This window comes from Paenibacillus pasadenensis, from assembly GCF_023715725.1.
Taxonomy (GTDB): domain Bacteria; phylum Bacillota; class Bacilli; order Paenibacillales; family Paenibacillaceae; genus Paenibacillus_O; species Paenibacillus_O pasadenensis_A.
This window is the reverse complement of the sequence record NZ_JAMBOT010000001.1, coordinates 520,173-534,633: the sequence shown is the minus strand read 5'-3', so window position 1 is coordinate 534,633 and position 14,461 is coordinate 520,173. Positions and strand designations below refer to the sequence as shown.

17 protein-coding genes are annotated in these 14,461 nt (G+C 49.8%); 10 read left to right on the top strand and 7 right to left on the bottom strand.

Annotated elements, in window-relative coordinates; genetic code table 11:
- Positions 1-798: 798 nt before the first annotated feature.
- The gene (locus M3223_RS02505; RefSeq protein ID WP_251559792.1) at positions 799-2,502 is read left to right on the top strand and encodes a methyl-accepting chemotaxis protein; all 1,704 of its coding nucleotides are present in this window, start codon (positions 799-801) and stop codon (positions 2,500-2,502) included.
- A 613-nt stretch (positions 2,503-3,115) separates the two neighbouring features.
- Here M3223_RS02505 and M3223_RS02500 read toward each other — a convergent pair.
- Positions 3,116-3,580 (bottom strand): hypothetical protein, encoded by a 465-nt coding sequence (locus M3223_RS02500; RefSeq protein WP_251558608.1) that lies wholly within the window; start codon positions 3,578-3,580, stop codon positions 3,116-3,118.
- Positions 3,581-3,738: 158 nt separating this feature from the next.
- On the opposite strand from M3223_RS02500, the gene M3223_RS02495 reads away from it, so the two are divergent.
- The 8 genes from M3223_RS02495 (at position 3,739) to M3223_RS02455 (ending at position 7,619) form a co-directional block, all read left to right on the top strand.
- Positions 3,739-3,999: a hypothetical protein gene (locus M3223_RS02495; protein ID WP_251558606.1), complete on the top strand. Its 261-nt coding sequence runs from the start codon at positions 3,739-3,741 to the stop codon at positions 3,997-3,999.
- A gap of 179 nt (positions 4,000-4,178) precedes the next feature.
- Positions 4,179-4,466: a phage holin family protein gene (locus M3223_RS02490; RefSeq protein ID WP_251558604.1), complete on the top strand. Its 288-nt coding sequence runs from the start codon at positions 4,179-4,181 to the stop codon at positions 4,464-4,466.
- A complete protein-coding gene (locus M3223_RS02485; protein WP_251558602.1) occupies positions 4,467-4,646 on the top strand; it encodes a hypothetical protein in 180 nt (59 codons plus the stop codon).
- Positions 4,647-4,714: 68 nt separating this feature from the next.
- Complete coding sequence (locus M3223_RS02480) at positions 4,715-4,957, top strand: hypothetical protein (RefSeq protein WP_251558600.1); 243 nt, start codon at positions 4,715-4,717, stop codon at positions 4,955-4,957.
- Positions 4,958-5,353: 396 nt separating this feature from the next.
- Positions 5,354-5,605 carry a DUF3892 domain-containing protein gene (locus M3223_RS02475; protein ID WP_251558599.1) on the top strand — a complete coding sequence of 84 codons (252 nt, stop codon included), beginning with the start codon at positions 5,354-5,356 and terminating at the stop codon, positions 5,603-5,605.
- Between the two features lie 645 nt (positions 5,606-6,250).
- Positions 6,251-6,817 carry a stalk domain-containing protein gene (locus tag M3223_RS02465; protein WP_251558595.1) on the top strand — a complete coding sequence of 189 codons (567 nt, stop codon included), beginning with the start codon at positions 6,251-6,253 and terminating at the stop codon, positions 6,815-6,817.
- Between the two features lie 74 nt (positions 6,818-6,891).
- Positions 6,892-7,203, top strand: a complete 312-nt coding sequence (locus M3223_RS02460; protein WP_251558593.1) for a DUF1292 domain-containing protein — start codon at positions 6,892-6,894, stop codon at positions 7,201-7,203.
- A gap of 119 nt (positions 7,204-7,322) precedes the next feature.
- Positions 7,323-7,619 (top strand): hypothetical protein, encoded by a 297-nt coding sequence (locus M3223_RS02455; protein WP_251558591.1) that lies wholly within the window; start codon positions 7,323-7,325, stop codon positions 7,617-7,619.
- Positions 7,620-7,767: 148 nt separating this feature from the next.
- On the opposite strand, the gene M3223_RS02450 is transcribed toward M3223_RS02455, so the two are convergent.
- The 5 genes from M3223_RS02450 to M3223_RS02430 all read right to left on the bottom strand — a co-directional run bounded on the left by M3223_RS02450 (position 7,768) and on the right by M3223_RS02430 (position 12,230).
- Positions 7,768-8,769 carry a formylglycine-generating enzyme family protein gene (locus M3223_RS02450; protein WP_251558589.1) on the bottom strand — a complete coding sequence of 334 codons (1,002 nt, stop codon included), beginning with the start codon at positions 8,767-8,769 and terminating at the stop codon, positions 7,768-7,770.
- A 14-nt stretch (positions 8,770-8,783) separates the two neighbouring features.
- On the bottom strand, positions 8,784-10,010 hold the full coding sequence (locus M3223_RS02445; RefSeq protein WP_251558587.1) for an ROK family protein: 1,227 nt from the start codon (positions 10,008-10,010) through the stop codon (positions 8,784-8,786).
- Positions 10,003-10,539, bottom strand: coding sequence for a chromate transporter (locus tag M3223_RS02440; protein ID WP_251558585.1), 537 nt, complete (start codon positions 10,537-10,539; stop codon positions 10,003-10,005). The genes M3223_RS02445 and M3223_RS02440 overlap by 8 nt, the downstream gene beginning before the upstream one ends.
- A 24-nt stretch (positions 10,540-10,563) precedes the next feature.
- Complete coding sequence (locus M3223_RS02435; protein WP_251558583.1) at positions 10,564-11,175, bottom strand: chromate transporter; 612 nt, start codon at positions 11,173-11,175, stop codon at positions 10,564-10,566.
- A gap of 182 nt (positions 11,176-11,357) precedes the next feature.
- A complete protein-coding gene (locus tag M3223_RS02430) occupies positions 11,358-12,230 on the bottom strand; it encodes an AraC family transcriptional regulator (protein ID WP_251558582.1) in 873 nt (290 codons plus the stop codon).
- 115 nt (positions 12,231-12,345) lie between these two features.
- Between M3223_RS02430 and M3223_RS02425 the strand changes: the two genes are divergently transcribed.
- Complete coding sequence (locus M3223_RS02425; RefSeq protein ID WP_251558580.1) at positions 12,346-13,881, top strand: sulfatase family protein; 1,536 nt, start codon at positions 12,346-12,348, stop codon at positions 13,879-13,881.
- A gap of 67 nt (positions 13,882-13,948) precedes the next feature.
- On the opposite strand, the gene M3223_RS02420 is transcribed toward M3223_RS02425, so the two are convergent.
- Positions 13,949-14,431, bottom strand: a complete 483-nt coding sequence (locus M3223_RS02420) for a hypothetical protein (protein ID WP_251558578.1) — start codon at positions 14,429-14,431, stop codon at positions 13,949-13,951.
- Positions 14,432-14,461 lie beyond the last annotated feature (30 nt).

Below are 14,461 nucleotides of genomic sequence, written 5' to 3'. Positions count from 1 at the left end.
CGGGTACCGCTGGAGATTTAATGGAGATATTTTGATTACGCATCAAGGATCGTTAACGTTGTAGATGTCACCTTCGTAGTAATGCTGCCAATAGTAGTAATATTGACAATTGAGGGAATACGCGTAGTCCAAAATGTTGGATTATTTCTCATAGTAAACCAAAATCTCGCTCACTACCTGATTTATACCCGGCATCTGCGGAGCTATCGGAGAAAAGGTGTACATTTAGCTCTTAGTGATGTTTACCGCCTTTAGACAATAGGTTACAGCATGGGGGCGGTAATCCAGATTCTCCAGAAACCACAGTCAACCAGAAAGTATAGCTGCTGTTATTGATAATATCAAAGCCTTGGGTTAACAATGCTGTAACTTCTGGATTGGTATGCAGACGCTCACTGTAATTAGCAATAAAATAAACAAAACCAAAATCATGCCTATCTGCATATCTGTTTCCTCCTACGGCTTATAAGCACCTCAATTTGATATAGTTTTATAATATGATTTACTAACATACTGGTGCGGGCTCTCCTATCTTTAGAATGCTAAAAATAGTCCTACTACAAAAAAGATTCAAAGCGCATCTCAATTTACTTCCAGTTAATTTCAGAAGTTACCTGCAAACCTTTACTGGTAAAATTACTCAGTGATAAGTTGGTAAGTTTTAGCCGATATAAGAAGGAATAGATTGGGGGGAGATCAGGGGCTTAATAGATAAAGCCGGGAAATGACGGGCTATAAATAGCGTGGCTATAGGAGCATCTTAACAGCATAAGAGATGGGGAGAGGGTACGCTTGAAGATGAAATTGGATATTGGGAGATTAATCCGGATTGTTATTTATGGAACGATCATTTGTGCAGCTTTGACGGGGTATGGTCTGAATAAGCTGCACACAAGCTTTGAACAGGTGAAAACCGCTACGGAGCAAGAAGCCGAATATAAGCAGCTTAGCCTCGAGCTGTTGGAGACTTCCGATTTTTTAACCGAGCAGGCCCGGCATTATACGATTGACGGGGAGAAAGAACATTACGACAGCTACTGGAAAGAAGTTAAAGAGACCCGAACTAGGGACAAGGTTGTAACCCGACTTAAAGAATTGGGAGCGCCGCCGGAAGAGCTGGCGTTAATTCAACAGTCAAAGGATCGTTCCGATACCTTAATCGCGACAGAAGAAGCCTCTATGAAGGCAGTTGCTGCCGGTGAAATGGATAAAGCGAGACTGCTTATGTTCGGTGCCGAATACGAAAAGCAGAAGGATGGAATTACGGCCCTTCTTGAGCAATTTCAATCGGAAACGGCTGAATTGTCTGCAGCTTCTACAGCATCGGCAGACGCCACGTTCAACTCGAGCCTGGTGATGGCTTATGTCTTTATTGTCCTTTTAATCATTTGGTTTGGCATCAGCCTTTTCATTATCCGCAACAATATTGCGCCCATCCGGACTATGGCGGCCCGGATGTCTGAATTGGCCAGCAGCGAGGGAGATTTGACGGCTCGGATGGAGACGCGGGGCATCCATGAGGTAAAAGAGCTGGCCAGATCCTTCAATGCCATGATGGAGAATTTGCGGGCGCTTATCGTTTCCTCCAAAGAGACGGCGGCTTATACAGCAGATAAAGCCCAGGAAATCGGGACAAGCGGCAACACTGTCAGCGCATCGGCAGCCAGCGTATCCGAGATGATTGGCAACGTCCGGGCCAATGCGAAACGAAACAGCATTGCCAGCGACGAGGCCGCCAAAGCGTCACAGGAGGCAGCTATCGGTGCTGAACGGATCGCTGATGCTACGCAGGAAGCGGCCGCAAGCGCCGCAATGGCGCTTCAGGCAGCGGAGCAAGGAGCAGGAGCCGTTCAAGCGGCATCGGCTCAAATCGAGTATATCCGCGAATTTGCGGACAAAAAGCTGCAAATTATGAGCCAGTTGAAAGAACGTACAGGAGAGATTACGGGAATTGCGGACATTATGCAAAATATTGCTTCGCAGACCAATATTCTTTCTCTGAACGCGGCCATTGAGGCGGCAAGAGCGGGCGAGCACGGCAAAGGTTTTGCCGTTGTGTCGGACGAGATCCGCAAGCTGGCCGAGCAGTCCAGACTTCACGCCTCTTCTATTACCGGCATTATTCAGGAAATTGAAAGCCGGACGGATGAAGCGTATGTGCTGATTGGGCGTGATGTGGAGGAAGCGGGCAAAGGCGTTGAGGCTATTGCTGCGCTTATACAGTCCTTCCGGCGGATTGAACAAGACGCCCAGTCTGTGGCAGAGCAGACTCAGGAGATATCCGCATCCACGGAGGAAATGACGGCTAGTATTGAAGAGATTTCGGCAACCCTGGAAAGTATGGCCAAGCGAATCGAAGGGGACTACAGTTACTCCGAATCGGTCGATCTGTCAGCATCCGGGCAGCGTCAGGAAATAAATAAAATCAGCGGAATGATTGACGATCTTGCACAAACTTCGGAGGGTTTACATGGTCTCCTCGGCCGCTTTAAAACGGAGTAGCGCTCTAGTCGCTTCTTAGTGACATGCCGTTATTTAAGCAAGTCGATTTAAATCATTGTACGGATCTAATGATTAGCTGGAACCGATTCAAAGGTGGAATGTCAGCGGAAATTCGGCCGGAATAAGCATTTACGGTAAACCCGCTGGTAGAGTTCAAGACTGCTGAAAACGACCCTATCTGTGCATTAGTGCTGCTGTTTCTTACAAGGTAACTAACGCTTCCATACGAGCCCAGGAGAACTAATGATTGTGAAGCGCCTGAGTTCACAATTCGAATTCCTGGATTTTGAATATTCGCGAATGAAGACAGATATAACGTGTAGTCACTCGTCTGGTTATAAATGGTAAAGCCTTGAGCGGATTCAATGCCGGATGAGCCTCCCTCATCTAATTCATTCCGGTATTGGTTCCAGCTAAACATACCTGTGACGATAACCAGCAGAATAAACAGAACTAGAACGATTCTAATGCTGGAGCTCCCGGCGCCATGAATAGTCGCGGCATCATTTCTCATTGTAATTTTCTCCTTTATGCTTGTTCTAATTTAGTTTTCAACCCTTGTCGAGGCAAGGGTTTTTGTTTTTTCTATAGGAATTGACAATTTAAATTGAATTCAGGGAATCGAGTAACGCACAACGAGACGGTACGGGTCTTCCCGAAGGACAACAGGAGCGATCGGGCCGGAATATGAATTAATGGAAAACCCGGCGGTGGAGGAGAGATTTACCGATAAAGCACCTACATAAGCGCTATTACTATTATTTAGTACGGAATAATAAATGAAACCTGGTGATGAAACGAGTACTAAAGCTTGGGATTCTCCCGATCTTACTGTTGTTCCGGGATTTTGAATATTTGTATGGGAGACCACATTAAGCTTGTAGGCGGTCGTCTGATTAAATACGCGGAAGGACTGAACTGTTTGAATCCCGGATGAATCATCTTCATCTGGATATGAATATGGATTTAAGCTGAACATGCTCGTAACGATAACTAGCAAAATAAACAGAACTAAAACGAATCCGATGCTGGAGCCTTGAATGCCGTGAATCGACATGACATCGGTCTTTTTTGCCATAGTAATTTCCTCCCCGATACTGTCTTAGAATATAAGATATGAAATTGCATTTAATCATGTCTCAGGCAAGTATCCTGATAGTCGCTATTTTCAAATCGAATCATGTGCTTCTACTCTCTCTTTCGCGGTTATTAATCCTCAACGGGAGGTAGAGAGAGATGACGACCTTTGAAGAAAAGCAGCTGTTCAAGCAGCTTCAAATGAAGGTGGTTGAGCTGGAATACAGCCGCGACGCTCTTCGCCAAATTGTTTTGGAGCAGGATGTGATTATCCAAGAGCAGAGGAATAAGCTGAATGAGTTATCCGCGCTGCTTGCGACGCCGGAGTGGTTTGTTAAGGAATTTGGCCATAACGCTGTCGGCTTATGGGACAATTTAGCGGCTGCGTTAAGGCGATTGAACGATAACAAGCCGAATTAGCCTGGCCTCTATTAATAACAGTATCCTAAGAGCCTCTTTCGCAGAAAATGCTGCGAAGGGGCTTTTCTGTTATTCCTGGCCTGATGACTGCTGGAGCCGTTTGTTTCCCTGTATGCATGTCATAGATTCAAGCTGTTGTTCATATAGTAGTGTGCCGGACAATGAAGGGGGTGCGGATAATGTCGGTCGAGGCGTTATCGGAATTGATCAATCCCGATCTCAGCATTGTTGTGGCCGCTTGCTGGGTTATCGGTATGATTTTAAAAGGAACGCCGCAAATTCCTAACTGGACGATTGTGTATATCGTGTCTTTTGTCGCTATTGTGCTTGCTATGGCACTTCTTGGCTTTACAGTCAGGGTGGCGTTGCAGGGATTGCTTTGCGGGGCGGTATCGGTCTACGGGCATCAGATTATGAAACAGACAAGAGAAGCGGTGCGCTCAAACGCAAAAAAGGGGGATTCCTGAATGACAGGGGCATGGGCGGCGGAGTTGTTTGTGTGGCTGATCGGTCTCTCGGGGTTGATCGCTTTGGCCGTATTTCCATTATCGAGATTGCTCCAATTCGACTCGCTAGAGTATGACCGCAACTATGTCTGGGTCGGGTATTCCTTGGAGCCCGATGAGCAAAGTAACGATAAAAAATAGGAATAAAATCCCTTCCACCGGCTCATACTGAACTCGAGATGAGCATCGGCGCAGGAAGGGAGAGTCGAATGAAAATACGTTATTTGCCTGCAGCTGCACTTCTGCTCCTTTGCGGCTGCAAAGGCGCTCCGACTTTAATCGGACCGGCTACGCCAGTACAAGCAGGAGCGGATTCCGCTGAATCGGTGCGAAGCGCTCTTTATCCGCAGCAATCAGTTAGATCAGCCCTCTACGGTGTGCCGTCGGAAAGCAGTGTGCTGCAGCCGCAGCATAACCATGAGCACGGCCGTGATCGGAAACTTCCGTATTAACGGGCAGTTGCAGCGGAACGCTTAAGGTAAACGCCAGAAAGGAAAAGAAATGGGACGAGGAATCAAGATTCCTCGTCCCATTTTTTTGAATAGGCTTTTTTCGTGACGGCAAGCAAAATCCAGATCATCAGAGCGACCATCAAAGCGGACAAAATGTAAACCATAACCACGAGCTTCACCTCAAGTTTGTCTCTTGCATTCCGTAGGAATCGGACCACTCATGCAGCGCTGCCTCCATCATAACTCATCCTGCTAAGTGAAGCCAGGCTGTTTTGCTGCGCGGTGAAGGTCGGCTCTGGTGCGGCTAGCAATGCACGAGCTTTTAAATAGAACGGCAAAAGGGGAGACTGGGGAGAGGCGGGTCTGCCGCTACTCTAATTTGAAGGGAAGTTTAATATGGATATCAATAATCAGCAGTCCCAATCGCGAGAGCGTATTGTTGCCGTGCAAAAAAACGGCGATGGAGATCTGACGGCGTTCAAAACGGAAAGCGGGCGTGTATTAGCCTACGATCAGGCGATTAACGAAGCGGGGCAAGGCATGCTTGCTGGAGTTAATGTGTTCAAAGGTAAGGACGGGGGCCATTATTTACGCGGAGATGCGGATGGAGATCCGACCAACAACCTTGATCAGCTCCCAATATTCTAAGCACAAGCTGCAACAGGGATCAGAGCCGGAATGACGGTTCTGATCTTTTTTTGTTGAAGCTAACTGTAATTCATCGCCATCGTCCGGGCTACTGCATAGGATAACACGGAAGCGTCCGCAGCAGGGGCGCCCGGAAGGGGAATGGCATTCATGAGCAAAGGCGGCTCATCCAAGTCGAAAACAGCCAAGAAAAAAGCGCCGGTTTCCGATCGGCGGCAAGTTCATATGAAGCTCGTTTTATCGCATACTTGCGCCGTTTGCAAGACGCCTTGCAGCCGCGGCTTAAAGTACTTGGACCGCATGCGTCAGCCGGGAGCGGTCGGCAAGGGCGTTCCATGTGTTTTAACGCGAACCTTCGGGTAATAGCGGGGCATTCATTTCCCGGGTAAGCGCAAAATTTTGCATAACTCGACAAATTCAGTGATCTTCAGGCCCGCAAGCCGGAACAGCCCCCTTAAAGCCTGCCGGGAAGTGCAGAGAGATTTCCTTGGCGCTTTAAGGGGACATGAGTATGCCTTGCGATTCGAAGAAGCGCGACTGTCAGCCAAGAAAGTTGAGGCTTTCGAAGCCATGTTTGAAACGGCGCAACTTTGACGCGGACCAGGAGTATAATCTTACAATTGGTTCTGGAAGAGGGGATAATTCATGAAAGGAAAAAAGGTTTTGCTGCTCACGCTGGCATTGACGCTCTGGGGCGGTACATTAATATTCGCTGACTCGGCTACGCAAGCAATCCGGGTTGTGGTTAATGGCAGCGAATTGTCCGATGGCGGCATTATGAGTGACGGCAAGGGCTATATTCCGTTACGCCAGCTGGCGAACCAGCTGCAGGCGGTGCTTGTATGGGACGAAAATACAAAAAAAGCTTCCATTACAAAGCCGAATGTACATATGTTCCTGTTCAAACCGGACAAATCGACTTTTGGCGGTGTTGATGCCGGCAAAAAAGTGACGTTTTCGGTGTTTGCGCAGGTGGATTCTCTCACGACGGAAATCCATTCCTTTAAAATCACGATAACGGATCCTTCGGGCAGAGACACGCTTATTCATCAGGACGTGATGAAATCAAAAAAAGACAATTTCTGGTTGCTATCTGAAGACCTAAAATACAGCTTTGACTCCGCTGGCACGTACTCGATTCGCTTCTCGATTCGGTTGTCCGCCGGGGATGACTGGGTTGTCGTGTCCGAGAAAAATCTGATTGCGAATTAATCGGATTTGACCCGCGAAGCGGCTCATGATAAGATACCAGAGTTAATTCAGAGCGAATGAAAGTAGGGGTATAGATGAGCGAGCACCAACACGACGAAAACTGCGGCTGCGGACATGACCACGAACACGAGGAGCCGGTCTTTCTCGTATCGGACGAGGAAGGCGTAGAGCGCGAAATGGTTATGGTTTACCAGTTCGAATCGGAGAATCAAGCGTATGCCGTACTTCTGGACCGCAACAACCCGGAAGAAGACGGTCTGATCCTGCGCGTTGAGGAAGAGAACGACGAAGCATTTCTGGTTGGAATCGAAGACGATGCAGAGTGGGAGCGCGTTACTGCGATCTACGAAGAGTTTGCCCGTCTGGAAAACGAAAAAAGAGGCTAAATTCAGCTTCGAAAAGACATCCTTTAGAGCAGACTGCATTCAACCTTCGGGATTGATCGGCTGCTCTAAGGGTGTTTTTTGTTTTCTCGCATTTAAAACGAGCGGGTGGGGTGATGGGCTTGGCGGATCTTTTGAAAATACTGGGTTTTTCGGCATTGGCTGTAGGACTATTTTTGGGGATTATGTTTGGTCCTGTAGATAATACCTTTTTATTTTTTATTTGCATTGGAGGAGCGCTGATTATTTGCGTTGTTTTCCTCGCTCTATCCAGAATCATTGAACTTCTCGAAATTGTGGCTGACAACAGTGTGCGAGCAGAGCTTCGGCACAGTCCGGCTAAACCGCCGCTCGGCACTTCCAGAATGCAGCCGCTGGATAAAGTCTCAAAGGATTATAAGTTTAAATCGAGTGATTAACTTTCTTTAAACGAGGCGCAGTTTGCCTCGTTTAAAGAAAGACCTGCGAAAAGTGAAGGCGCAGTTTGCCTCGTTTAAAGAAAGACCTGCGTTGAACAAAGCAAAAGCAGCCTCGACCCTGGGTCAAGGCTGCTTTTGCTTTGCGTAGTTACACATCCGCCGCAACTCTGAAGCCCGTATTTCCGGTTGAGCTATCCGGGGTATTGCTGCTGCGGGCGGCGACCCGATAGCGGTTGCAGTAAGATTGATGGCATAAATACGAGCCGCCCTTCATCACGCGAGCCGCTCCTTGCGAAGGCCCTTGCGGCTGTTCGGCAGAACCTCTAAGTGCCGGATTAGCGGTGAACCAATCCGCGCACCATTCCCATACGTTGCCCGATACATTATAAAGGCCGTATCCGTTCGGACGGAAGGCGTCAACCGGAGCGGTGCCGAGATAACCGTCGCTGGCGTGGTTTTTGGTCGGGAAAACGCCCTGCCAAATGTTGCAATAATGCTCGCCGTCGGGGCGAAGCACGTCCCCCCAAGGATAACGCTTGCGGTCGAGCCCGCCCCGCGCAGCGGCTTCCCACTCAATTTCGGTTGGCAGACGCACGCCCGCCCACTGGCAATAGGCAGCAGCGTCATTCCATGAAACATGGATAACGGGGTGGTTGAGCCGGTCCTCGATCGAGCTTCCAGGGCCTTCGGGATGCCGCCAGTATGCGCCTTCAACGCCAAGCCACCAAGGCGTTTGCGGAGGAGAGCCGGCAATTGTAACCTTGGACGGATCCGGCAGCAGCAGGTGGAACACGTAGGACCACCCAAAGCGCTCCGCTTCGCTTACATAGCCGGTAGCATCTACAAATGCGGCAAAGTCCGCATTCGTGACGGCATAAGGAGAAATCCGGAACGCCTTAATAAATACCGGGCGGGCCGGTCCTTCCGCATCGGCAGGGAATCCCTCATTGCCGTCCGTGCCCAGTATATACGTGCCCTCTGGAACGACGGGCCAAGCAGAAACATCCAAGCTGCGAGCTGATTCAGCCGTTTGTTTTCGTGAAGCATCTGCCGGAGGGGCAGCCCCTTCGGGATTCAGCTGGGGGATAGACGTTCGGCCCGCCGAGCAGCAGGCCGGTTTGGCTGGTGTTGCATTTATATCATTAGTCATCGTTGTATGAGCTCCTAACCGGTCATCTGATCCAGCATCAGCAGCGCCGCGCCGACGGCAATGGCTTCTTCTCCGTAGCTGCCTTTGCTGAAAATAACCTGATATTTTGGATAATGATATGTTTTGCGGATTGCAGTTTGGGTGGCGGTATAAAAAAACAGGTTTGAATCCGTCATTAGCGGTCCGCCAAGCACCACCTTCTCCGGATACAAAATGTTCAACAGATTGGCTAAGCCGATTCCGAAATAAGTCGCGGCTTGGGTAACAACCTCGGTAACCATAGGATCGAGCCGCTTGAGAGCCTGCATGATATGACTGTATCTTGCTTGCTCTCCATGCTGCAGCAGCTCATGCAAATAACTGCTTCGCCCTGTCCGAAGCCGGGCGTTGACTTCCCGTTCAATGGCATAAACGGAGGCGTAGGAGTCCAGACAGCCGTAATTTCCTTTTGCCGTACGATAGGAGATTCCGTCTGCTTGAATAACCATCTGTCCGAACGAGCCTTCCATATCGGCTGCGCCGTAAATCAGTTTGCTGTCCGACATCATGGACAAGCGCAGGCCTGTACCGCCGTGAACGTAGAGAAGATGACGGAAATCCTTCGCTCTGCTGGCCCAGGCTTCCGCAATAATGGCGGTATTGGCGCCGTTGTCGAGCTGAATGGAAATAGTCATTTTTTCTTGCAGCCGCCGAACGATCTCGACATGCTGCCAGCCCGGCGCGGGAAACCACTCGGGTTCTTCAATAATGCCCGTCTCCCGGTCAAGTGGTCCGACAGCTCCGATTCCCATGCCAATGATCGAAGAGAGCGGCAGTTGATGCGCCAAAAGCCAGGCGTTTGCCTGGCTTGCCACTTGTTCGATTATTCGTTCAGGCGTTGAGTCTGCGCCCATCGCCCATTCCGCTGTTTCTACAATTCGTCCGGTCAGATCGAGCAGGACTAGCCTCGACGATACCCGGGATATATCCAGTCCAAAGGCGTAACCGTACTCGCCTCGAACTTGATATAAAATCGGCCGTCTTCCGCCGGTGGAGGCGCCGAGTCCGCTCTCCACAATGACACCGATGGAGACGAGTTCATCCAGTACGCGGGTAAGCGTACTGGTCGTTAACCCGCTGACGGCGAGCAGATCGTTTTTGGATATTTCTTGTTTGCGTCTAATATGGTCGAATATCTCTTTGGCTTTGGCCGAGGCAATTCGTTCTTTTGCCGAAACTATTTCTTCGCTTGAATCATGCATAGATCCATATCCCCACTATTCCTGATCCCAGAATAATCGCCAGCGGATGGACGCGGAACTTTATCATGGCTGCGAGCGCTGCGATAAAGATGGCCACGCTGGCAAAGGTGCTTACAGTGGCAGCCGCTTTAATGTTGGAATTAATCGTCATGGTGTAGGCTGCATAAGCGATTAAGGCGATAACAGCGGGTTTCATGCCGTTAAGCGTAGCCTGTACCCAATGATTATCATACATACGATAAAAAACGGTGGCAACCAGGAATATGATAATAGCGGATGGGAGAACCATGCCAAGCGAAGCGACGAGGCTTCCCGGCAAGCCTGCGGTGGAGTATCCGACATAAACGGCGGCGTTCATCGCTACCGGTCCCGGAGCCATGCCGGCCAGGGCGATCGCTTCGGTATACTGCTGCGGGCTCATCCAGTTGTTGTCCATAACGGCTTGCCCGACCACGGGAAGCATCGCGTAGCCGCCGCCGAAGGACATGAATCCAATTTTGAAGAAAGTCCAGAATAGATTCATTAACATCAGCGGTCAGCCTTCTTTCTTAGCTTATATAGAGTAATCATCGCCAGGAATGACGGGTTGCAGCTGGCGGCGCGGGGAAGGGAAGATTACTTCGTGTGCGAGCCAGATTAAGGTGCCTATCGCCAATACGAGAATAGGATGAATCGGCATGAACAGCAGCAGCAGCAGACAAATCGTGACAATGCTCCATGCCAGCGGGCGGGTTAGCGCCTGTTTGCCCATGCGCAGCGCGGCGTAGACGATAAGAGCGACGATGGTTGGCTTAATGCCGCTCAGCGCGGCTTGCACGATGGAGTTATCCCCGAAGCCTGCGGCGGCCGCGCACAGGAAAAGCATAAACAGCACCGTAGGGAGGCAAATGCCGATAACAGCGCTCACCAAGCCGGGGACGCCGGCAATCCGGTAGCCGACAAAGGCGGCTACATTAACGCCGATTCCGCCCGGCGCCGCACCGGCGATGGCTGTGATTTCGCTCATTTCCGGCGTGTCCAGCCACTTGCGGCGCTCCGTAATTTCCCGTTCAATCGCGGGCAGAATCGCATAACCTCCGCCGAATGTAGTGGGGCCGACCTTGAAGAAGGAGGTTAGCAGCTGCATGCAAAGAGAGAATTGCTCGCTGGCCAGTGAAGTTTTCATGGAGATTCCTTCTTCCTGTTCCTGACTAGGGTTTCTTATACTCCTAGTATACTCCACTTTTTTTCGTTTTGGAATAAAGTTTGTGAAAAGAATATTTTTAATCCCATTAATCTTAACCATATTAATCGGATATATCGGAAAAGTAGAGAACTTAAAATCAAAATGGAAGTTATGTGACCATCTTACTTGGTATTATTCTGATTCCGGTAAGCGGACGGGGATAAGGAATGATAGGTTTTGAAAGCCCGCGTGAACGCAAATAGAGTGGAATAGCCGAGCGAGTTGGCGATTTCCGTCACGGAGGCAGGTGTTCCGAGCAGCAGCTCCTTTGCTTTGCTCATCTTCACGCTGGCGATGTATTCTGCAGGCGAAATGCCGGCTGTTTTCGTAAATAGGGTAGAGAAATAGCTCCGGTTTAGCCCGGCAAACCGCGCAACCTGCTCCACGGTAATTCCCTCGGCTGCATGGAGCCGAATGTAGGACATGCATGGCTCAATCCAGCTTTGTTTGGCGGAAGGCCCGCTGCGCTGCGTATCTCCGGCAGGAATGAATTTGGCAAAAAAATGGTACATCAGGCTTTTTAGCTCCAGACATGCGGTCAGCTTGTCCGTCCCGGGCTCTCTTAAGCGATGCAGCACCTGCTCGATCAGCTCTTGAAGCTCCGGGCTCCATTTTCCTTTCAGATATGGCGATTCCGGCTTAAATCCGGCAAGTCCAATCAGCTTTTCCATGCCGGGACCGTCGATTCTAAACCAGGAGAGGCGCAGCGTATCAGGGTCGTTTGGTTTATAGTACACGTAAGTGCGGTTCGGATACATGCAAAATACATCCCCAGCCGACAGAACGGACTGTTTGCCTCCGCTCTCAACAATAAGAGTTCCTTCCCTGACAAAATGTATACTGTAGCACTCAATTCTTCTCGGGCCTACCCGGTAATGAGGCTTCGCAACGTTGCTTCCCGCCCGAAGCAGCCAAAAAGGGCTCTCAATGTCGAGTTCAGTCGGAGAGTAAAACAAATACTCCGCATATTCCACATCATATTCCTGCATTTGCATCCGTTCCACTCCGTTTCGTCGTTCCAAAAATCCAACATAATGATAAACTCATCATACATTTAGCTATTCCCCAAGGGTACCCCTTTTTTTATAATCGAATGGAGGAGGCTGACCGATGAAAAAACCGAATGTTCTCTTGATAACGAGCGATCAGCAGCACTGGAATACGATTGGCGCCTTTAATGATGAAGTCCATACGCCGAACCTGGATCGGCTTGTGCGCGAAGGGACAACTTTTACGAGAGCGTATTGTCCAAACCCTACCTGTACGCCGACCCGCGCATCAATTATAACCGGCATGTATCCTAGCCAGCATGGAGCCTGGACGCTCGGCACCAAGCTAATGGAAGACCGCCATACGGTAGGCGAAGACTTTAATGCAGCCGGCTACAAAACCGCGCTGGTAGGCAAGGCTCATTTCCAGCCGCTCGGTTCAACGGAGGAATTCCCTTCGCTGGAGTCCTATCCGATTCTTCAGGACCTGGACTACTGGAAAAAGTACAGCGAGACGTTTTACGGCTTCGACCATGTCGAACTCGCCAGAAACCATGTGAACGAAGCGCATGTCGGACAGCATTATGCGATTTGGATGGAGGAGAAGGGCTGCCATAACTGGCGGGATTATTTCTTGCCGGGCACCGGTACGATGGACCGGAATCAGAAGTACAGCTGGCCGATTCCGGAGGAATTCCATTACAACACGTGGATCGCTGAGCGGACCAACGCGTTGATGGAGCAGTATCAAGAGGATGGCGAAAGCTTTTTCCTCTGGTCGAGCTTTTTTGATCCGCATCCCGAATATCTTGCTCCGGAGCCATGGGATACGATGTACGATCCCGACAAGCTTACGATTCCAGAGCTGGTGCCGGGCGAGCATGACAAAAACCCGCCTCATTTTGCTAAAACTCAGGAGGAAAATCCGGATTTCTCCGATTTGGCGGAAACGGGCAAAGGCATTCACGGATATCGTTCTCATCTTTACTATGAATACGGGAACTGGCCGCGTTTGACCGATTACGACAAGAAAAAGCAGGTAGCCGTTTATTACGGCATGATCAGCTTAATGGATAAATACATCGGCAAGATTTTGGACAAACTGGATGAGCTGGGCATTGCGGATAACACGATTGTTGTGTTTACGACAGATCACGGCCATTTCTTCGGTCAGCACGGGCTGCAGGCTAAGGGCGGATTCCACTACGAGGACTTGATCAAGCTTCCGTTCATCGCTCGTTACCCGGGACATATTCCGGCAGGCAAATCAAGCGAAGCGATCCAATCGCTCGTTGACCTTGCTCCGACGTTCCTGTCTTTCTGCGATATTCGGGTTCCGTATGCGATGACTGGCGTCGATCAGAAAAAGGTATGGCTCGGCGAGGCCTCGGAAGCGAGAGACCATGCCATTTGCGAATTCCGGCATGAGCCGACGACCATTCATCAGAAGACTTACGTTGATGCGCGATACAAAATCACCGTTTATTACAATCAGACCTACGGTGAAATATTCGATTTGCTGGAGGATCCGGGCGAGTACAACAATCTGTGGGACGAACCGGCCGCGGCTGCGCTCAAGTCCGAGCTGCTGCTTAAATATGCCTGGGCTGAGCTTGGCAAGGAATCGATGCCGATGCCGCGTATTAGCGGGGCATAGAAAAGCCTTAATCCAATATAAAACGCCGCAGCGTAGGCTGCGGCGTTTTATATTGCGGCATTCCGAATCAATTATTCCGGATAATGAGCTGGTGAGCGCTATTGCCGTAAGATTCGGAGTATTTTATTGGGGCATCGGTCTCAACCGAATCGAATTTGGTGTTTATGCCGCCGTAGACGGACATTTTAAACGAAAGAATACCCAAGTTGCTCATTTGAGCATCTGTGACGTTATAAACGACTGAAACGCTAGTATCTTTGAACCATTTAGCTATGACTTCGTAGCGGCTTGTTCCGCCGGGCGATATAGAATCCGAAGGAGCCGGCAGTTCGATGTCTCCTGTCGGCGGAGCAGGCCGATACAAGTAAAGGCCGCCCGTTTGATTTTTAATTTCAAAGCCGTACGTTCTTAAGGCTGAAGGCGGGTCGCTGCTTAGGCCGGCTGGCGAATATCCGAATGTTTGAAGCACAATGACGAGCAGAATAAATAAAATCAGAATTTGAGCAGCGCTGCTCCATTTGCCGCGGGGTTTTTCGGATGTATTTGGCATCTTGATTTCTCCCTTAAAGTTTTTAATATA